Raw genomic sequence first — 21,206 nt, forward strand, 5'->3', positions numbered from 1 at the left:
GGGGTGAATGATGTGGAAAAGATTTATCTTTCTTCTAGTTTATTTTTACGCAGGTTAAAGAAAGAAGATTGGAAGGACGTTCATCTTTATGCGTCCCAAGAAGCTGTTTCTCAGTATCAGGCATGGGGCCCAAATTCGGAAGTGGAAACATTAGCGTATGTGGAGGATGTGCTGAAAGCTGAAAAGTTGGTTCCGCAAACAAGGTATGTTCATGCCTTGGTCGATGAGAAAACCGGTCGTGTAATTGGTGCAGGAGAAATAATAATCAAAAGCTTCGTTCACCAGTCTGGAGAGATTGGGTATATTCTACATCCTGATTACTGGGGAAAGGGCATCGGAACTCTCCTTGGAAATGCGTTAGTGGAGAGAGGGTTTTCTGAGTTGAATCTGCATAAGATCTCAGCGACATGTGACCCTCAAAACATTTCCTCTCAGAAAGTGTTAACAAAAATCGGTATGACGTTAGAAGGAAGAATCCGTCATGCGTTGAAAATGAAAAATGGGTGGAGAGACTCCCTGCTTTTCGGTTTATTAATGGATGAGTGGAGAAAAAGGGGTGTAGAATGAGGTTAAGAAAGGTCAAATGATAATGCAAAGCTGTTCTAAAATGATTGAATTGGGCATGAAAGGGGAAAATAAGAATATCTTTTCCTATTTAGGAGTTAAAACCATGAATATCTTACATCATTCTAAAAATGTGACAGTTCGATTTTTTAAGGAACGTTTTTTCGATCATTCTGCACAGTTGGCGTATTATTTGTTATTATCCATTTTTCCGTTCTTAATTTTTGTCTTTTCATTGATTAGTTATCTGCCCATTTCGGAAACCAATGTATTGCTTCTGATCAAGCCTTTTGCACCAGATAAATCATACGCCATCATTCAAAATAATATAGATCGTATTTTGTATGACCAAAGGGGAGATGTGTTGTCCATTTCCATCTTCTTTACCTTTTGGCTTTCTTCTATGGCTGTCCAATCCATGGTGAGATCATTGAATAAAGCGTATAAAATCGAGAGGAAGAAACCCTTTCTGATTGCGTTATTGTATGATTTGTTATTGACGGTCGGTTTTATGTTCCTCATTTCATTTTCTCTCATCGTACCAGTGGTTGAGGAATATATCCGTCATGCAAGGTTCGCAGAAGGGAAGATTAACGGAGAATGGAGTCAAGCATGGGTTATAGGAAAATGGGGTTTAAGTTCGATCTTTATGTTGATTTTATTCCTGTTTCTTTATATGGTTGTTCCAAGTAAACGAATTTCGTTCCTACATGTCATCCCCGGTGCACTAGTCGCCACCTTTGGCTGGCAAGGGGTTTCCTGGTTATATGGTACCTATGTTAAATTGAATGACTATTCCCAGTTTTATGGTCAGCTGGGCAGCGTCATTACGTTAGTTGTATGGTTTTACATTTCCTCCACGATTTTATTGATTGGTGGATTATTGAACGGCAGTGTAGCTGAGAAAAAGGTGAAATAGGAAAACCGCTTGGCTTAATTGCCCAGCGGCTTTTTATTTCTTTTACGTTTGATTTTCTTCTCTCATCATTAAGACTAGCTTTTTCGAGATGGCAAGTAAGATGAAGCCAAGGATAATGGCGGTGGCACCGATGACAGCGAAGATTTCCAAATATCCCAGTGTGGCTGTCAGGGAAGCTAACTGTCCGGCAAGAAGGCTCGCCACCCCTATGGCAGCCATCCAAACACCCATCAGCAAGGATGCAATTTTAACAGGTGCTACTTTACTGACCAGAGACAAACCGACTGGGGATAAAAACAGTTCTCCAAGAGTATGCAGAAGGTAAGTAAAAACGATAAACAGTAAGTTGGCCTTTACGGTTATATTTTGTTCATCCGAACCCGTTTGCATGACTGCGGGAATGAGGATCATAAATCCGAGTCCGAGGAGGATCATCCCGATCCCCATTTTAGTCGTCATGTTCAGGTCCCCTTTATTTGACCTTGAAAGCTTTAACCAGACACTTGATAGAATTGGTGCCAGAATCACAATGAACAAGGGGTTAACAGATTGGAACCAGGCGACAGGTATAGTGTAGCCGAACACTTCTCGATCGATGAAACTTTTCGTATACAGAGTGAAAGAGCTTCCTGCCTGTTCAAAGCCTGCCCAGAAGAAAACGACAAAACAGGCTAGAATTAGAATGGCTGTTGTCCGCTGCTTTTCTTTCTTTGTCAGAGGAACATTCTGGTTCTCGTTCGCTTCTTCGGCCAATGCTTTATTGGGCTTTAGTCCAACGTTTCCGAGATACTTATTATTTAATGTGCTAAAGATGATTTGACCAGTAACCATTCCGATGGAGGATGCAAGGAAAGCCCATTTAAATCCATAATGCATCGTACCATCCGCAAGCGTAGTGAGAAATACATCTTCTGCGAGAAACCCTGCAATTAGGGGTGCGAATAATGCTCCCAGGTTTATTCCCATATAAAAAATCGTAAAAGCTGCATCCTTTCGTTTATCATGTCGTGGATAGAGCTCACCAACCAGGGTTGAGATATTCGGTTTGAAAAATCCATTTCCTATTACTAGTAGGGCTAATCCTGCATATAGCCCGGTTTGGGAGTGGGTAAGGAAGATTAAAAAATCTCCGCATGCCATTGTGATGCCCCCAATGGTAATCGCTCTTCTCAACCCTATATAGCGATCTGTCATCCACCCTCCGAATATTGGAGTGAAATATACACTTCCTGTATAAATTCCATAGATTGATAAAGCCTTTGCTGGGTCCACACCCAATCCCCCGCTTACAAATGCGGTTGTTAGATAGAGGACGAGTAGAGCCCTCATGCCATAGTAGCTATACCGTTCCCATAATTCTGTGAAAAATAAGAGATATAACCCTTTCGGATGTTTCTTTCCTTGAGGTAAATTGTCCAGTGTTGATGAGTTCACTATATCACTCCTTTTTCTTTGATGGTTTTTATGTGTAATGATTAGGGGCTACAGTGAAATTCCTACGAATCCATTCATAGTATCCCCGTTCCTTTCATAGGCATGTACAAAAAGGGATGGTGGAAAATATGGGGTTTAATGGTTGTTTATATTGTGGTCACCCAGAATTGTCGGAAAGTGAAATGTTTTTGAGAGAAGAATATGGTGATGGGCTTACGATTTTGTCACATGGACAAAAGGTTGGAGGAAATATTGGCTTTTACTGCTGTGAGAACTGTGGCTATCTTCATCCGTTTCAAAAAGAGAAAAGAAAGAAATTCGAAAGAGAGGCGATTAGAAAATCCAAGCGCATTAGGTGGAATATTCGGTAAACAACATTTGTAGTAAGCTTCCAATTGACGGTATAATACGATAAGGGAGGGAGTCAATTGAATACATATCCAGATACGAAAAAAACACTTCAAATAATTAAGGAACTTGTTGAAATTCCAAGTCCTTCAGGGAACACGAATAAGATAATGAATTTTGTTGAGGATTATCTTTCAGACCTAAATGTAGAAATGAAAAGAAACCGAAAAGGTGCACTGATCATTACGCTTCCTGGCGAAGATACAGGAAGGCATCGTATGCTGACGGCCCATGTGGATGCCCTTGGCGCCATGGTAAAGGAAATCAAGGGGGATGGCCGTTTGCGTTTATCCATGATAGGTGGATTCAGATGGAATGCAGTCGAAGGGGAGTATTGTCAGATTGAAACCTCTTCTGGCAGAACCTATAGTGGAACCATCCTCATGCATCAAACATCCGTTCATGTATACAAAAATGCGGGTGAGGCGAAAAGGGACGAAACAAATATTGAAGTCCGCATTGATGAAAAAGTCCAAAATGCAAAGGAAGTAAGGGAACTTGGAATTGAGGTTGGTGACTTTGTTTCCTTTGATCCACGTGCTGAAATTACAGATAGCGGGTTTATTAAGTCCCGCCACTTAGATGATAAGGCAAGTGTGGGTATGCTCCTTCGCTTGATTCACCAAATCAAATCAGAAGGAATCACTCTTCCTTATACGACCCACTTCTTAATATCCAATAATGAAGAAATCGGATACGGGGGGAATTCTAATATTCCTGATGAGACCATTGAATACCTGGCGGTGGATATGGGAGCAATCGGTGATGGACAATCAACGGATGAATACACCGTTTCTATTTGTGCGAAGGACTCGAGTGGACCCTATCATTACGAATTGCGTAAACACTTAGTCTCATTAGCTGAAGAAAACGGGATCGAATATAAAGTCGATATTTATCCTTACTATGGTTCCGATGCATCTGCCGCAATCCGTGCAGGCTTTGATATCGTTCATGGACTGATCGGGGCAGGCATCGATGCTTCACATGCATATGAGCGAACGCATGAAACCTCGATTCTCAATACGGAAAAATTACTTTGGCACTATGTTCAATCAAAGATGATTGTGGAGTAAATGTGAAGTCTTTGGTCACCCTTTATAGGTGTGATCAAAGACTTTTTTGTTTTAGTCATTGTGAATGGGGGTAAGGTGACATTTGTGTGAGAAAACTTTGTTTTGATTTTAGGAGGTATTTCTCTTATCAAGGCGAAGATGATAAGATAAAATAGATACAATATTAATACAAAAGAGGTAAGCAAATGATTACATATGATCTATTAGACAGCATTAAATTAAAAACCATTTACGGTGAATTGCCATCAGAAATAAACGAAATTCATGTCGATTCCAGAAAAGTGACAGAAGGCAGCATGTTTGTATGTACAAGAGGCTACACAGTGGATGGACATGATTATGCACAGATGGCCGTTGAAAAAGGAGCCACCCTGATCGTTGCAGAAAAACAATTAGACATTGATTTAAATAAAGCCGGATTAGTAGTAGTCAAAGACTCATTCAAAGCATTGGCTCAATTATCCAATAAGTATTATGATTACCCTTCACGGAAGTTAACGGTTTTCGGAGTTACGGGGACCAATGGAAAGACTACAGTGAGCAACCTGATCCACTCCATCCTGAAAAAAGACAGCCGGAGTTCTGCATTATCCGGTACAATCGGCTTTAATTTAGATGGAGAGTTACTCCCGAGTGAAAACACAACCTGTGACAACTTAACGAACCAGCAGATGCTGCAAAGAGCGATAAATCGCGATATTCAGAATTTCACCCTTGAAGTATCTTCACACGGACTCGCGTTGGGGAGGCTTTGGGGCATTGACTTTGATGTGGTGGCTTTCACCAACTTAAGTCATGATCATTTGGATTACCACGGAACGATGGAACACTACGGATATGCCAAAGGGTTATTGTTTTCTCAATTAGGTCAGGACCTTCAAAATCCAAAGTACGCTGTTCTTAATGCAGATGACGAATGGTATGAGCGCTACAGCTATATGACCCCACATGAAGTGATAAGCTATGGACTTGAAGGGCACGCAGACTTCAAAGCAGAAAATGTAGAATATTTCAATGATTTAACGAAGTTTACACTTGTATCTCCTCAAGGAAGCTTTGAGGTAGAAATGAAGTTATTAGGGAAGTTCAATGTCTATAATGTACTGACAGCCATGGCTTGTTTGTATGCGAAGGGGATGGAAGTATCCAGACTGGTGGAAATTGTTCGCGATCTCCCACCTGTAAGCGGGAGAATGGAGAAGGTTGAAGTGGAGGCACCTCTATCCGTTTACATTGATTATGCACATACGCCGGATGCAATCGAAAATGCAATTCAATCCGTCTTGCCGTTTAAAGAAAACAAGATCATTTTCCTCGTTGGTACAGGAGGAAATCGTGATAAGACAAAACGTCCTACCATGGCAGAAAAAGCATCACTGGCAGACTATGTCATCTTAACAACAGACGACCCTCGATATGAGGAATACGATAGCATTCTAAAAGATCTTGAAAAAGGAATGCAGCATGAACAATATGCTTTGATTGGAGATCGAGCAGAAGCGGTTAAGCATGCAGTTGAAGTTAGTGAACCTGGGGATATTATCATTTTTGCCGGTAAAGGCCATGAGGATTATCAAATCATCGAAAATACAAAATATCCTCATAGTGACAAAGATATTGCGATCAAAGAGAGCAAGTCGAAGTACGGCGTGATTGAATAATCTTCTCCTCTGCAACAGACCAATATGACAGATGTTGGTCTGTTTTTTTTGATATGTGATAGACGAATTTCACAATCTTTGGTAAATTTAAACCATATTAAACGATGAGAGAATGAAGCTTATGAGATTTTCATTGTACTTGAATGATTACGAAACAGAGAAGTTGTTTTCTACTTTGAGGTGGCTGTTTGTAGTGATCGCTACACTCATATTTTACGTACCACCCTTTTCTGATAATATCACTACCAATAAAGCGGTCTTTCCCTATTTATTAGTATCCGCGGTCATCTATATGATTGTGACTCAATTTGCACTTGTTCGTGCCCGGGATGATAAAGGAAGTCTCCAACTCATCTTAAAAGCGGGGATAATGTTCGATTTTCTGGCATTAATATGGCTGATGTTTTTATCAGAAGGGATACATAGTCCGCTTTATCCGATCTCTATATTGTTTGTTATGCATGCAACCATTTATTGGAGAACCAAAGGGGCCTTCATTTCTCTTGCAGCATTTAGTCTTGCCTACCTTCTGATGGGAATTGTGACCGTCAACTTAACAGATTTCCAACATTATTTCACTCTTTCTTTTAATTTGTTTTTCCTTTGGATCATTGGTCTTTTCGGTGCTCTGATCATGCTGAGGGAACGAGCCCATTATGTCCAAAAGGAAGCCTATCATCATCTCGCCCATAGAGATTATTTATCTGGCTTATTCAATCAGCTATCATTTCAGGAAAAGTTCAAAGGGAAGGTGGATGCGAATGAATCTTTCACATTTTTCCTTGGTGACATCGATGACTTCAAGAAAGTGAATGATGAATATGGGCATTTAACAGGGGATGATGTGATTCGAAAGGTTGGAGAAGTCTTTCGTAATCTCACGGAGACCTATAAGGGACAGGCATTTCGATATGGAGGAGAAGAATTTGTCATCTTATTGCCACATATGGATGATGGTGTTATCCATCAGTTCTTAAAGGAATTATACAGCCGGTTAGAGACCTTAGCGCCTATATCGATTTCCATGAGTTTCGGTCAAGCTGGAACGACGGAAGACGATGACCCGGAAAAGCTTTTCGCACTTGCCGATCAAAGGCTTTATGTAGCTAAGAAAGCCGGGAAGGGAAGGACATGTCTTGCAAATGATGAGCTTTACATTCCATGAGCTGTCTGGAATGAAAAGAAGCTGTCCTCCTTGAGGACAGCTTCTTTTTTGATTGTATATTATACAAACATACCAGCTATTGCGGCACTTAGTAACGAAGCGAGTGCACCGGCAATGACGGCTTTTAATCCTAAGCGGGCGATATCTCCTCTGCGGTCAGGAGCAAGGTTACCAAGTCCACCAAGTAAAATACCTAATGAAGAAAGGTTCGCAAATCCACATAGAGCGAAGGAGATGATGGCTACCGCTTTATCCGATAAGTTCCCGATTTCAGGAGCAAACGCGGAATAAGCAACGAATTCATTGATGACAAGCTTTTGTCCTATAAAGTTTCCGGCGATGACTGCCTCACTCCAAGGAACACCGATAGCAAAAGCAAGTGGAGCAAAGGCATAACCAAGGATAAGCTCTAATGAAAGGCTGTCCATACCGAACAAGCCACCTACTAAGCCAAGCAATCCATTGATCATTGCGACAAGTGCAATGAATGCCAGTAGCATTGCACCGATATTTAAAGCTAATTGAAGCCCGACGCTGGCACCTTTAGCCGCTGCATCGATCACATTTGCCGAATCAGAATCCGCTTCCATATCAAGCTCTTTTGGTTCAGGTGTATTATCTGTCTCAGGTACAAATAACTTTGCCAATACGAGTCCTGCAGGAGCAGCCATGAAGCTTGCTGCCAGTAAGTACTCCAATGGAACCCCTAATAAGGAATACCCGACTAATACGGACCCTGCAACGGAAGCAAGTCCACCTGTCATGACTGCGAAAAGTTCCGATTCAGTCATTCTGGATAGATAAGGTCTTACTACCAACGGAGCCTCAGTCTGTCCGACGAAAATATTCGCTGCTGCAGAAAGTGACTCTGCCTTTCTTGTTCCTAACAGCTTTGCCAGTCCGCCACCTAAAATTTTGATGAAAAATTGCATGATTTTAAGATAGTAAAGAACTGAAATTAAAGCAGAGAAGAAAATAACGACAGGAAGGACATTAAACGCAAAAATAAACGCTATATTGGATTCTTCCGTATAAAGACCACCGAAAAGGAAGGTGATTCCTTCATTTGAATAATTGATAATAGCGTTTACAACTTGAGTCAATCCTTTAAGAGAATTCTGACCCCAAGAAGTTTCCAACACGATAAAAGCGAAAAATAACTGTATAGCTAGTCCTCCAAGGACGGTTCTGAAATTAATACGCTTTTTGTTCGTAGAAAATGCAAAAGCAATTCCCAGAACGACAATGATACCCATGATACCCCATAAATATTGCACTTCTTTCACCTCTTCGAAATTTAAGTTTGTAACTTGATGCTTTCGGTTTTTTATTTTACAATTCTTTCAGACGTCTGACAACCTACAATTACACGAATTTCTTAAAGTTGTACGGACAACATCGTCATTAGTATGCGCCAATAAAGCGTTTTCATGAAAGGGGATACACATTTTGAAGATCAGAAAAAATTTTTTGGAAGGCTTGGAACAAAAAGTATATATCTATGAAAACAAGAAAGATGAGTTCATATTGATTGCAGTCCCTGATATTCGTTGGTCTTATTCTTTTACCTATGGTGAAGATAATATACAAACTAAATTACTGGATTCGTTACAGGGAAGGGTTTCAAAAGAAACAGCAGAATCATTAAGTTCCCGAATTGTTCAATGGACAAGTGAAATGTAAGTGTCCTTAAAGCCATTTTGGTGAATACTGTAAGAACGTGATAGTGAAAATGCAAACTCATACCTATAGGAAATGATATGTGAAACATGCTTGAATTACCAAGGTGTTGATTCTTTGTTGCATTGTCACTTTAGAACGAATATGATGAGAAAGTGAGAATGACGAGAAAGGATTTTATGAATGAAAATAGACTTTATACAGGAAGTTCAGTCAAGACGGACTTTCGCTATTATTTCCCACCCGGATGCCGGGAAAACAACATTAACTGAGCAACTTCTTCTCTTTGGAGGAGCGATTCGGGCAGCTGGAACTGTAAAAGGTAAGAAATCTGGAAAGTTCGCTACATCTGACTGGATGGAAATTGAGAAGCAGAGAGGGATTTCGGTCACTTCTTCTGTTATGGCATTCGACTATGATGATTATCGGGTGAATATCCTGGATACACCTGGTCACCAGGACTTTTCTGAAGATACTTATAGAACATTGATGGCTGTTGATAGTGCGGTTATGATCATCGATTCAGCAAAAGGGATTGAAGCACAAACCTTAAAGCTTTTCAAAGTATGCCGAATGAGAGGCATACCGATCTTCACATTCATTAATAAGCTTGACCGTCAAGGCCGTGAACCTTTGGAATTATTGGAAGAGCTTGAAGAAGTACTTGGAATACAATCTTATCCGATGAATTGGCCGATAGGAATGGGGAAAGAATTCTTAGGTATTTATGATCGCTTCCATAATCGAATTGAGCAATTCCGCGTGGAGGATGAAGATCGTTTCATTCCTTTAAACGATGAAGGTGAAATCGATGGGGAACACCCCCTTAAAGAAAGCAACCTATATGATCAGACCCTTGAAGATGTGTTGCTTCTGAACGAAGCGGGAAATCAGTTTTCACGCGAGCGAATAGCGAATGGAGAGCTTTCTCCCGTATTCTTTGGTAGTGCATTAACGAATTTCGGCGTTCAGACGTTTCTTGAAACGTATTTACAATTTGCACCATCTCCCCAGCCAAGGAATTCCGATGCTGGAGAAATTGAGCCGACGGCAGAGGAGTTTTCTGGTTTCGTGTTCAAGATTCAAGCAAATATGAATCCCGCTCACCGTGACAGGATTGCATTTCTCCGCATCTGTTCGGGACAATTCGAGAGAGGGATGACGGTTAATCTTTCCCGCACAGGTAAATCGATTAAGCTTGCTCAATCAACACAGTTTCTTGCAGACGATCGAAGCACTGTAAACGAAGCAGTAAGTGGGGATATTATCGGGGTTTATGACACAGGTACGTATCAAATCGGTGATACGCTTGTTCAAGGAAAGCAAAGCTTCCAATATGAAAAGCTCCCTCAATTTACACCTGAACTTTTTGTTCGTGTTACAGCTAAGAACGTAATGAAACAGAAGCATTTTCAAAAAGGGATTCTTCAACTGGTTCAAGAAGGGGCCATCCAATACTATAAGACCCGCACGGAAGATATTATCCTGGGTGCAGTCGGGCAGCTGCAGTTTGAAGTATTCGAGCACAGAATGAAAAATGAGTACAACGTTGATGTGAAAATGGAACCGATCGGATCAAAAATAGCCAGATGGATTGAAAATGAAGAAGATGTCAAGGAATCAATGTCAAGCTCTCGAAGCATGCTGGTTAAAGACCGTCATGACAACTTGGTATTCTTGTTTGAAAATGATTTTGCCATGAGATGGTTCAATGATAAAAATCCGGACATTCGATTATATAGTTTGATGTAAGGATCGTGAACACCCCTCAAGAATTGGACTTGGAGGGGTGTTTTTTTTGTAGTCGGAATAAAGGGGATCCTTCGTTTAATTGAACTCTTTACCATTATCAAGTGAATATTTACCGGGATAAATGTATATTAGTGGCATTACCCAGGTGAAAAGTCTTAGTATATACCTATAGGGGATATATTAATGATAAAGGGAGAGAGTTGAAAATGAACATCGCTTGTGCAAATTGTGCAGTAACCATGAAGTATCTTGATACAGGGTACTTTTTTTTACATAATGCTCAAAACTATACCTTGCCGTTGAAGGGATATTCTTCACAATTAGAAGATGGTACATATGTTTTTTTGTATGAAAATCTGAATGTACTATACGAAAATCTTGTGAAAAAAGAAGGGATAATGGAAGAGGATGGATGGAAGTGTAGCATTAATGTTATTGATCAGCCCGGACCATTCATGGCAGTCAGCAGATTCATGCTATTAATGAAACATAGAGAGATGGTAGAGGTGATTCAGAATGGGGAATTCATAAGCCATCTTCAGCCGATCATTGATTTAAGCGATTATAGTCTTTTGGGTTATGAATCTCTTCTACGGGCAGGCGATCAGTCAAAAAGTATTAATCCGGGACAATTATTTGAAGTTGCTGCCATCACTGGCTTTCATTCCATGTTAGACCAGAAAGCAAGGAAATCGGCAATTGAATGCCGTATAGGTCAGGTGAATCCTGGCATTAAAAGTTTCATTAATTTCCTTCCTTCCACGATTTATAATCCTGAATTCTGTTTACGTCATACCTTTCAAATCGTGAACGAATTAGGTTTAAATCCTGAAGATCTTGTATTCGAAGTGGTGGAGACAGAGAAAATTGAGGATGTCGAGCATTTAAAGTCCGTCCTTGATGTATATAAACGTGAAGGAATGAAGGTTGCGCTTGATGATGTTGGATCCGGTTTTGCCACTATCGAAATGCTGACGCTCCTAAAGCCTGACTATGTAAAAATTGACCGTTCTTTTATCAATCACTGTGATAGTGTCCCAGAAAACCAGGAGTTCTTACATAAGGTCATGCAGATTGCAACGGAATTGAACATCCTTGTATTAGCAGAAGGAATTGAGAGGAAAGAAGAATTGCTATTCTGTAAGAAAATCGGAGTTCATTATGCACAAGGCTACTTCATAGGAAAACCGGCTCTTGAAGCAAAAGAACCATTTGCGCAATCCTTATTTGTATAGCTGAAATGACCTTCTTGTAAGAAGGTCATTTTTTAATGAAAATCATTGACATATTTCGTTAAGGTGATAAAATACTACTATAATTGCTTTAGTGCTTAAAAGCGTTTAAGAGCGAAAGAGGCTGATGACCTTGAGAACTCTTAGCGATTGAATTAAATATCTTTGTCTTGAGCAACGCAGTAGGAAATAGGTGGACAGCAATCAGAGACTAGGCGGCAGGTGAAAGCTTAGGTCCAATATTTCTGAATTACATTGCTTATAAATCCTCAAAGTAAATGAGGCTTTATCCAGGGACAAACCTTTATGGAGTGGGAATAAACTAATTGTTAACTATTCATGAATAGTAGTGAATGAATAGTGGGAATGTATGACAATAAGTTTATTCCAATTAGGGTGGTAACGCGGAGAACTCTTCGTCCCTATTCGGGAATGAGAGTTCTTTTTGTTGTTCTTTCTATTCCAATTCATCAATTTCAACTTAGAGAAGGAAGTGTTACTATGTTAAACATTCAAAGTGTAAACAAACCAAATGTTATAGAAGCATCAGTGATATTGCTCGCTGTACTTGGGATTATTAGTTTCAGTATTATTGGGCTCGAATCAGTCCCTCATATTCCCATTATCCTATCGCTCTTCTTTTTGATGGTGTATGGGCTAAGTCGTAAAGTGAAATTCAAAGAAATTGAACAAGGAATGATTGCGGGGGCTCAAGGTGGCCTAGGAGCTATTTTACTCTTTTTCTTCATTGGTCTTCTTGTAAGCAGTTGGCTACTCAGTGGAACCATTCCTACTTTGATGTTTTATGGATTTGAATTTGTATCACCAAATTATTTTTATGCGATTGCCTTTTTACTTACTTCCTTGAGCGGAATCGTGATTGGAAGTTCATTGACAACGGCGGCAACCATAGGTGTGGCGCTTATAGGAATCGGTGAGGCGATGGGACTGTCAATGAGTATAACAGCTGGCGCGATTGTTTCAGGGGCTTTTTTTGGAGACAAGATGTCGCCTTTATCAGACACAACGAACCTTGCTTCTTCAATTGTGAAGGTAGATTTGTTTACTCATATTCGTAATATGGCCTGGACAACTGTTCCTGCTTTCATTATTACACTCATCGTTTTTGGTTTTTTATCACCTGAAACAAGTGATGTGAATTTAACCCAGCTGAAATCGCTACAGGATGGCTTGGATCAAACAGGTCTCATTCATTGGTACAGTCTCGTACCTGTATTATTACTAATTGCTCTCATCGTATTTAAGACCCCTGCTCTACTAACACTTGCGATCAATGTAGTTGTCTCGATTGGACTTTCATTCCTACATGGATCTTTGAAACTGAATGAACTGTTTCAGGTGTTATTTTCAGGGTTTGAATCCAAAACAGGGGTGGAATCCATCGACTCACTTTTAACCAGAGGAGGAGTGAACAGCATGATGTTTACGATTTCTCTTGTCATTCTCTCTTTAAGCCTCGGTGGATTATTATTTAAACTTGGTATAATTCCTGTGATGCTTAATAAAGTTTCAACGATCCTTCAATCAGGAAGAAGAACGATCCTTTCAACGGCTCTATCCGCCATTGGTATAAACCTGGTTGTAGGGGAGCAGTATCTGTCCATCCTATTAACGGGAGAAGCCTTTCAATCCCAATATAAGAAGCTTGGGTTACATCCCAAGAACTTATCACGTACGTTAGAAGATGCTGGAACGGTCATAAACCCGTTAGTGCCATGGAGTGTATGTGGTATATTCTTAACTGATGTATTAGGTGTCGCCACGATAGAGTATTTACCGTTCGCTATCTTTTGTCTCATTTCTCCCGTCATAACCATTCTATATGGATTTACCGGATGGACCATCGAAAAAGAACAAACCGAACCGAATCCAATTGCATCAAACTAACATTATAAAAAGAAGTAAAAAGGACTGTCCTCGTAATTCATCGCATTTTTTAAAAAAAGATGAATTATCCAGAGGGCAGTCCTTTTCGTGTAAGTTCAACATAATTTGGGAAATGATGATTGTAATAATATCCGCCTAGTGCAATCATTGAAAAATGAAAAAGTGGAAGAACCATTATCATCATTGGGTTCTTTAATAGCAACACACCGTCTTGGATCATGAATATCTCTATGGTTAACAGAAAAAGGATGGTCAACAATGCATATTGCTTATCCTCATTCCTAAAGAAGATCACCAGTGTATAGAAGTAGGTGGAAAACCAAATGTACATTGCATTTCCCGCAATCAAGTCCCGTGTAGGATTGGAGAATTGATTCAATGGGATGATATATAGTTGCAATAGGGATGATAGAATCCAGGCAAATGAAAGAGAAACGGTTGACAGAGCGAAAAACAAGGTAATGAATAGTACATAGTGATTCGGATCATTTTCAAGCAGTTTCCACCACGCTTTAGACAGTATGACAGAAACGATCAAGAAGAATGATGTGTAATACGATTGCCACCAATGATGTTCGTAAAAATTTGAATAGGTGAACCATGTTTCAATGAGAAAGAATAAACCAATGATCAAGGCAATCCTGGTTGCTCTTAAATGATATACAACAATATAAGTGAGCGCGATTGGCACCGAAAAGGCCTGGGAACTAATCGATCCTAACACGCTGTCATTGTAATTATTCGATAAAATATGGGGATGATACGTATAGCTGTTAAATAAAACAAAGATGATATATTCGAATACATAAGCTAAACCGGAAATGAAAAGCCAAAATAATACAATCCGAGCAGACATATGACGGTTCTTAACGACAATTATGACCAACAGGATAATGCTGATAAGACTAAGGGATACAAAGGGAACCCAATTCGCCATGCTAATGCTCCTAACGTTTCAGTATAAAAATAGTGTTTACAGATTAGGTGTATTTATTTATCAAGGTGAATAAATTATGAACATTTTCTCTTGTAGACGCTTTAATATTGAAGGATTTTCCTGAAGAGACTATAGTTAACATTAACTGCTTCCGAACCGTAATGAACAATATAGATATAGAAAGGGGAGCGCCCGTTTGAAAATCAGTGATTTTTCCATACGCCGTCCTGTATTCACCATTGTCACAATGCTACTCATTCTTATTCTTGGAGGAGTGTCCCTCCTACGAATACCATTAAAGCTCATTCCTGATCTAAACCCTCCAGTTGGGGTCGTCGTAACCAATTATCCTGGTGCCAGTCCTGAAGAAGTGGTGGAAAAGTTGACAAAGCCACTGGAAGAAAGCTTGTCAACTTTACCAGGAATGAAAAATATCCAATCTACTTCCAGAGAAGGTTCAAACTTCATTCTCCTTGAATTTTCATGGACAACTTCGATTGATGAGATAGAAAACGATGTACTTCAAAGAATCGATCAAACTCCACTCCCGGATGGAGCGGATAATCCAAGGTTTCTTAAGTTCGATCCGGCCCAATTCCCAATCATTCAATTCTCGTTACGTGAAGAGGGGAAGGAAAGTAATTTAAAGACGTTATCCGAGAATTTGAAATTGGAATTAACCCGGGTTGAAGGAGTGGCCAATGTGAACGTTTCTGGTTCACTCAAGGATGAAGTGGTCATTGAATTAAATCAACAAGCGCTGAAAGATAATCGTCTAAGTCAATCTGACGTTATTAACACGATCAGAGCAAATAATGTAACATCACCTGGGGATACCATAGAAACTGATGGACAAACCTTAACCACCCGGGTTATGAGTGAATTACAGTCCGTAGATGAACTGGAAAAATTGGTGCTTCAAGTGAATCCTCAAAATGGTAAAAAGATTACCCTTGGGGAAGTGGCGGCTGTTGAGAAGCAGCAGCAGGATACGAATACGATCACTCGTGCCAATCAGGAACCTGCGATCCTCTTTAGTGTGTTGCAACAATCCGACGCAAACACGGCTTCTGTTTCAAAAGCATTCCAGGATGAGCTGGATCGTCTACTTCAACAAGACCAATACAAATCAATCAAAGCAGACATTCTCTTCGATCAGGGGGACTATATTACCCAAGCGATAGGAAATATTGCAAATTCCCTAATTATTGGCGGGGCTTTTGCCATGCTTGTTCTATTTCTATTCCTGAAGAATGTAAAGAGTCCGTTAATTATTGGTGTGGCGATTCCATACTCTGTCATCGTTACATTTGTCCTAATGTTCTTTGCTGATTTTGCTTTGAATATCATGACTCTCGGAGCACTTGCCCTTGGAATTGGAATGCTTGTGGATAATGCCATTGTCGTAATTGAAAATATTTATCGGCATCTTTCTCTTGGGAAAACACCCAGAGAGGCTGCAAGCATCGGAGCCAAAGAAGTGGGTGGTGCCATTACGGCATCTACTTTAACAACAGTTGCAGTGTTTTTACCAGTTGTCTTTATTTCAGGTTTGCTTGGTGAGTTATTTACCGAATTTGCCCTTACCATTTCTTTTAGCTTGTTAGCATCGCTCGTTGTAGCCTTAACGGTCATCCCGATGTTAGCAAGCAGATTATTGAAGAAGCCTAAAGGAAATCTCGAAGCGAAGCGCAGGCGCTCCAAAAGCAGAAAAACATTTGCCAGGTCTGTCAAGTGGGCCCTTCGCCACCGGTTCATCGTCCTGTTTATTACTGCTCTCACTCTCGTCGCAGGCGGTTTCGGATTGACGACAGTAGGAACACAGTTTTTACCTCCTACGGATGAAGGGTTTTTCAATATGAGAGTCGAATTAGATAATGGAGCATCCGTGGAAGAAACGAATACAGTTGTAAATGCAATTGAAGATAGGCTGGAAATGGAAAAGGATGTTGATGTTTTTGTAAGCCTGGTCGGTACAACTCAGGAAGAGTCCTTTAGAGGAAGTTCAAAAGGGAATATTGCTGAAGTGTATGTGAAAATGAAGCCTTTAGAAGATCGTGGAAGATCCATATTCACTTTTGCTGATGAAGTAAAACCTGAGATAGAAAAAGCTGCAAAAAAGGTAAATGATTCTTCGGAAATTTCATTTAACCTTCAATCAACATCAGGTTCCAGTCCTCAAACCCTGACGTTCAATTTAAGGGATACAGATCCGAAAAGATTGGATCAATCCGTTGATGCATTATTTAATTCTTTGAAGAATATGAAAAACGTATCAGAAGTGACGACTGATCAAATGGAAACGGTCAAAGAAGTCCTAATGAAAGTGAACCGTGACAAAGCTCTGGAACAAGGATTGGCACCAGCACAGATAGGCACCCTTGTTCAGGATGTAACACGAGGTGTATTGGCGACACAAATGGTCACAGAGTCGTCTGATGTCATAAATGTCCTCGTACAATATGACCGTAATATTACTGAGAATCTGGACTCACTGAAAAAACTACTAATCCCTAACGGACAAGGAAAGTATATTCAATTAAATTCTGTAGTGGATTTTGCAATAGAAGATGGTCCTGTCAGTATACAAAGAATCGATCAACAGCACGCAGTTCAATTTACTTTGAAGTATTCATCGTCCACCAATCTCGGTGCAATCTCGAAAGATGTGGATGATAAGATAGAATCATTGGAACTTCCGAATGAGACTCTGGTTTCATTCAGTGGTGACAGGGAGTTACTGGAAGACTCCATTGACGATATGGCACTTGCACTTGGACTCGCAATTGTTCTTGTCTATATGGTCATGGCTGCACAGTTTGAATCATTTAAGTATCCATTTGTCATTATGTTTACTGTGCCGCTCATGGTCATCGGGGTCGCAATAGCGCTGGCGGTAACTCAAACACCTATAAGCATTTCAGCGATTATTGGTGTCATTGTCCTGGCAGGCATTGTTGTAAACAATGCGATTGTGATTGTCGATTACATCAACCAGCGTAAAGAATCAGGAATCAATAGCTTTGATAGTATTGTTGAAGCGGTTCAAGATCGGGCACGGCCGATATTAATGACCGCATTGACGACGATACTTGGCTTGTTACCGCTTGCCCTGGGACTCGGGGAAGGTACTGAGATCAATCAGCCGATGGGTATAGCCGTAATTGGTGGGTTGATAAGCAGTACACTGTTGACGATTTATGTCATTCCGATTGTATATAGTTTCTTTGATAAAGAAACGAGAAGAATGAAGAGTAATCGTGAAGCATACGGTAATAAAGAATAGTCAAAGTCAAACGAGCTAACCTTACAGCTAAGTAGTCACCTCCTTAAATCGAGCAGGTACCTTAGGCTGCAGGTTAGCTTTTTTTTTTACACATATGAAAGAAGTCCTTTGCGGGGGGAAAACGATATGAAGAAAGGGATATATTTAATTACAGGGTTCCCAGGGTTCTTGAGTCTTAATATTGTGGAAGAATTAGTTACTCAAGAGAAGGCATCATCGATCTACTTGCTTCATTTAGACAATATGACTAAAGAAGCAGAGGAATTAGCCGGAATGCTTGGAGGAAAAGGAACCGACCTCATCTTAGTGAAGGGGGACATTACACAACCTGATCTTGGTATGTCAGGAGAAAAAATAGGTGAAATACGGGAAACAGTGGAGTATGTCTGGCACCTGGCTGCCATCTATGACCTTGCCGTACCTGAAAATCTTGCATATAAAGTAAACGTCGAGGGAACACGACACGTTAATTCTTTCTGTAAAACTCTTCACCGATTAAAGAGATATGTTTATTTCTCTACTGCGTTTGTAGCCGGTACACGTAAAGGAGAGATCTATGAGAAGGAGCTTGAGTATCCAGACAGCTTTAATAATTTCTACGAACAGACAAAGTATGAAGCAGAGGTATACGTTGAGGAACTGAAGAAAATCCTGCCGATTACGATCATCCGCCCCGGTATCGTTAAAGGAAGTTCAACTACGGGTGAGACAGTTAAGTTTGATGGTCCGTATTTTATTATGAATATGTTTAAACGATTATCGTTTTTACCTTGGATACCTTTTCTCGGAGAAGGAAATGCCCTCATCAACATCGTTCCCGTCGAATATGTCGTCCGAGCTTCTATATACCTTGGCCACGTGGGGATCGGAAAAGGAAAAACCTATCATCTTACCGATCCACAACCAGTGACAGTAAAAGAAGTGTATGAACAGATTCTATGGCATATGTACAAGAAACAGCCGCGGGGAAGAGTTCCGTTATCTCTTTCCAATTGGGCTCTGGGATTTCGTTTTGTACGCAGATATTTGAAGGTTGAACGTGAAGCGCTTGCTTATTTTACACTTGAAGGAAGGTTCAATTGCCAATATGCCCAAGAAGACTTAAAAGGATCTAACATTCAATGCCCAACGCTCTCAAACCAAATCGAAAAAATGGTTCAATTTTATCTTGAACATTCATCTGACGAAAGATTACATGTGAAGATAAATTAAGGATATTTTCATGAAGATTGTTAGGTAGTGTCTTAATCTCCGTAATAATTGGGAGGGAAATGGTAAAAATAATGGGAGAAGCATCAATAGGAGGATTCTCGAGATGTCATTTTCCCTTACGCAAGAGCCGACCCGGTATATACATCCTATAGTTCATTCACTCCATCACCAATTGCTGGGATGCCCATGAAAACTTCTATTACAAAATTAGAAGGAATTCTATGGAGCATTGCTCTTCCGGGTTTTCCGCAATTACTGGTTGGACTTTGGTTTAAGGGAACGTTATTTGTGCTTCTTGAGATTATCATCAATGTCCAGAGTAACTTTAATCAAGGGATTATGTATAGTTTTTTAGGGGAAACCCGTAAAGCAGCTTCTGTAATCGATTATCAGTGGTTGATGTTTTATCCATGCCTATATATGTTTGCCATGTGGGATGCATATAAGCTTGCCCAAACAAAGGAAGAACCATATATATTTTTACCTTTTGTCATGTCTGCTTATATGGTGACCGTTGGCTTGATGTACTCTCCTAAGGTATATTTATTTGGTGTATTTATAGGACCTGTCTTTTTGCCGATGATGTTTGTAATTCCCGGAGTGGTACTTGGGCTGATCATTCGATCAATCCTCATCCGGGTCCATTAAGTTTTATCTCTTTACGAAACGTCATTCATGAGGTAAGATATGGCTATACAACTTAAACGTTTTCTACCTGTCAAAGGGGAGTAGCTATAGGTGACATACCTAAACAAAGTCGTCAGTTCATGGATGATTCCATCGGCTTTGTTGGCATAATGATTATGCTCAGCAAGACCTTTGCCTTATTTAGGCAAGGGTCTTTTTATTTTATAAAAATCCTTGCCTATTGGAAAACTAACTGTGTAAATAGGAGGGACTTACATTAATGGATGCTTCAATGTTATTGGAATATGGTTGGGTACTGCTCATCCTTGTCGGTCTTGAAGGAATTCTGGCTGCTGATAATGCAGTTGTTATGGCAGTCATGGTTAAACATCTGCCGGTAGAACAAAGAAAGAAAGCACTCTTTTATGGTCTGTTGGGAGCATTTGTATTTAGATTTGCTGCACTATTTCTCATTTCGTTCTTAGTGAATGTATGGCAGGTTCAAGCCATCGGAGCAATCTATTTATTCTATGTGTCGATTCATCATTTTGTTAAAAAGAGGAAAGACACGGGAATTGTTGAGTCAGAGTCAAACAAGGGCTCAGGTTTCTGGACGACGGTATTGAAGGTGGAACTTGCAGACATCGCCTTTGCAGTTGACTCCATGTTAGCTGCTGTAGCTTTAGCGGTTACTTTGCAGCCAACCGGATGGTTTGATGTCGGTGGAATTGACGGCGGTCAGTTTATCGTCATGTTCCTTGGTGGAATAATCGGCTTGGTGATTATGCGATTTGCTGCAACATGGTTTGTGAAACTATTGGAGAAATATCCTACATTGGAATCAGCAGCGTTTTTAATTGTTGGTTGGGTCGGTGTGAAACTGGCTGTATTTACGCTGGCTCATCCTGATGTGTCGATCCTGGATCACCATTTCCCTGAATCAAAGCCATGGAAGCTCGTCTTCTGGACCGTTTTAATCCTTTTATCAGTTGGAGGATATTTATTATCCAGAAAGAAAGCAAAGCAAGAAGAAACCAAAGAAGCTAAAGAAGAAGCCAAAGCAAAAGCGGAATAATGATAAATGTAAAGCTAACGTGGATTTCACACGTTAGCTTTTTTTGATTTGTTAATTCCGACAGAATCTTGACTCACCTTTTTTAAATTTATATATGTGTAACCCCCTCAAAATAAGAACTCATTACGTAACTCCTTTAATAAGGCGATCGATCGGCCAAACAATAAATTTACTTCCGAGGTGTACATGTGACGAAAAATGAATGATGTAAACAATCTGTCCTAATTTCGATGTCTGAAAAGGTTTAAAACCTACCTTGAAATCTTTTGG

Annotated in this window: 16 protein-coding genes and 1 riboswitch; of the genes, 13 read left to right on the forward strand and 3 right to left on the reverse strand. The window is 40.1% G+C overall.

The annotated features are described in order from the left end of the window. Nucleotides 1–12 precede the first annotated feature (12 nt). Both ACQKFO_RS18250 and ACQKFO_RS18255 read left to right on the forward strand, forming a co-directional pair. Complete coding sequence (locus tag ACQKFO_RS18250; RefSeq protein ID WP_427600254.1) at nucleotides 13–567, forward strand: GNAT family N-acetyltransferase; 555 nt, start codon at nucleotides 13–15, stop codon at nucleotides 565–567. A 103-nt stretch (nucleotides 568–670) separates the two neighbouring features. Continuing rightward, on the forward strand, nucleotides 671–1,483 hold the full coding sequence (locus ACQKFO_RS18255; protein WP_427600255.1) for a YihY/virulence factor BrkB family protein: 813 nt from the start codon (nucleotides 671–673) through the stop codon (nucleotides 1,481–1,483). A gap of 42 nt (nucleotides 1,484–1,525) precedes the next feature. On the opposite strand, the gene ACQKFO_RS18260 is transcribed toward ACQKFO_RS18255, so the two are convergent. Beyond that, a complete protein-coding gene (locus ACQKFO_RS18260; protein ID WP_427600306.1) occupies nucleotides 1,526–2,920 on the reverse strand; it encodes a peptide MFS transporter in 1,395 nt (464 codons plus the stop codon). A 425-nt stretch (nucleotides 2,921–3,345) separates the two neighbouring features. Between ACQKFO_RS18260 and ACQKFO_RS18265 the strand changes: the two genes are divergently transcribed. The 3 genes from ACQKFO_RS18265 (at nucleotide 3,346) to ACQKFO_RS18275 (ending at nucleotide 7,227) form a co-directional block, all read left to right on the forward strand. Next, the gene (locus tag ACQKFO_RS18265) at nucleotides 3,346–4,401 is read left to right on the forward strand and encodes a M42 family metallopeptidase (protein WP_427600256.1); all 1,056 of its coding nucleotides are present in this window, start codon (nucleotides 3,346–3,348) and stop codon (nucleotides 4,399–4,401) included. A 185-nt stretch (nucleotides 4,402–4,586) separates the two neighbouring features. Further along, nucleotides 4,587–6,062, forward strand: a complete 1,476-nt coding sequence (locus ACQKFO_RS18270) for a UDP-N-acetylmuramoyl-L-alanyl-D-glutamate--2,6-diaminopimelate ligase (RefSeq protein ID WP_427600257.1) — start codon at nucleotides 4,587–4,589, stop codon at nucleotides 6,060–6,062. Nucleotides 6,063–6,183: 121 nt separating this feature from the next. Beyond that, nucleotides 6,184–7,227, forward strand: a complete 1,044-nt coding sequence (locus ACQKFO_RS18275; RefSeq protein ID WP_427600258.1) for a GGDEF domain-containing protein — start codon at nucleotides 6,184–6,186, stop codon at nucleotides 7,225–7,227. A gap of 59 nt (nucleotides 7,228–7,286) precedes the next feature. Here the strand turns inward: ACQKFO_RS18275 and ACQKFO_RS18280 are convergent, their stop codons facing one another. Next, nucleotides 7,287–8,504, reverse strand: a complete 1,218-nt coding sequence (locus ACQKFO_RS18280) for a NupC/NupG family nucleoside CNT transporter (RefSeq protein WP_148968517.1) — start codon at nucleotides 8,502–8,504, stop codon at nucleotides 7,287–7,289. A 172-nt stretch (nucleotides 8,505–8,676) separates the two neighbouring features. Between ACQKFO_RS18280 and ACQKFO_RS18285 the strand changes: the two genes are divergently transcribed. From ACQKFO_RS18285 to nhaC, 4 genes are all read left to right on the forward strand, one after another. Further along, nucleotides 8,677–8,910, forward strand: coding sequence for a YueH family protein (locus tag ACQKFO_RS18285; RefSeq protein WP_427600259.1), 234 nt, complete (start codon nucleotides 8,677–8,679; stop codon nucleotides 8,908–8,910). Nucleotides 8,911–9,090: 180 nt separating this feature from the next. Continuing rightward, nucleotides 9,091–10,659, forward strand: coding sequence for a peptide chain release factor 3 (locus ACQKFO_RS18290; protein WP_427600260.1), 1,569 nt, complete (start codon nucleotides 9,091–9,093; stop codon nucleotides 10,657–10,659). Nucleotides 10,660–10,865: 206 nt separating this feature from the next. Next, on the forward strand, nucleotides 10,866–11,894 hold the full coding sequence (locus tag ACQKFO_RS18295) for an EAL domain-containing protein (RefSeq protein ID WP_427600261.1): 1,029 nt from the start codon (nucleotides 10,866–10,868) through the stop codon (nucleotides 11,892–11,894). Nucleotides 11,895–12,392: 498 nt separating this feature from the next. Continuing rightward, the gene (gene nhaC / locus ACQKFO_RS18300; protein ID WP_427600262.1) at nucleotides 12,393–13,799 is read left to right on the forward strand and encodes a Na+/H+ antiporter NhaC; all 1,407 of its coding nucleotides are present in this window, start codon (nucleotides 12,393–12,395) and stop codon (nucleotides 13,797–13,799) included. Between the two features lie 64 nt (nucleotides 13,800–13,863). Here nhaC and ACQKFO_RS18305 read toward each other — a convergent pair whose 3' ends face one another. Further along, complete coding sequence (locus ACQKFO_RS18305) at nucleotides 13,864–14,736, reverse strand: hypothetical protein (protein ID WP_427600263.1); 873 nt, start codon at nucleotides 14,734–14,736, stop codon at nucleotides 13,864–13,866. A gap of 196 nt (nucleotides 14,737–14,932) precedes the next feature. Here ACQKFO_RS18305 and ACQKFO_RS18310 point away from each other — a divergent pair, with 196 nt between their 5' ends. The 4 genes from ACQKFO_RS18310 to ACQKFO_RS18325 all read left to right on the forward strand — a co-directional run bounded on the left by ACQKFO_RS18310 (nucleotide 14,933) and on the right by ACQKFO_RS18325 (nucleotide 20,936). Then, on the forward strand, nucleotides 14,933–18,022 hold the full coding sequence (locus ACQKFO_RS18310; protein ID WP_427600264.1) for an efflux RND transporter permease subunit: 3,090 nt from the start codon (nucleotides 14,933–14,935) through the stop codon (nucleotides 18,020–18,022). Nucleotides 18,023–18,148: 126 nt separating this feature from the next. Next, nucleotides 18,149–19,234: an SDR family oxidoreductase gene (locus ACQKFO_RS18315; protein WP_427600265.1), complete on the forward strand. Its 1,086-nt coding sequence runs from the start codon at nucleotides 18,149–18,151 to the stop codon at nucleotides 19,232–19,234. 186 nt (nucleotides 19,235–19,420) lie between these two features. After that, nucleotides 19,421–19,882: a hypothetical protein gene (locus tag ACQKFO_RS18320; RefSeq protein ID WP_427600266.1), complete on the forward strand. Its 462-nt coding sequence runs from the start codon at nucleotides 19,421–19,423 to the stop codon at nucleotides 19,880–19,882. A 63-nt stretch (nucleotides 19,883–19,945) separates the two neighbouring features. Next, a riboswitch (yybP-ykoY riboswitch) is annotated at nucleotides 19,946–20,043 on the forward strand. A 98-nt stretch (nucleotides 20,044–20,141) separates the two neighbouring features. Then, the gene (locus tag ACQKFO_RS18325) at nucleotides 20,142–20,936 is read left to right on the forward strand and encodes a TerC family protein (protein ID WP_427600267.1); all 795 of its coding nucleotides are present in this window, start codon (nucleotides 20,142–20,144) and stop codon (nucleotides 20,934–20,936) included. The last annotated feature ends 270 nt before the right edge of the window (nucleotides 20,937–21,206 follow it).

The sequence above is a fragment of the Rossellomorea sp. NPDC071047 genome (assembly GCF_050270195.1).
Lineage (GTDB): Bacteria > Bacillota > Bacilli > Bacillales > Bacillaceae_B > Rossellomorea.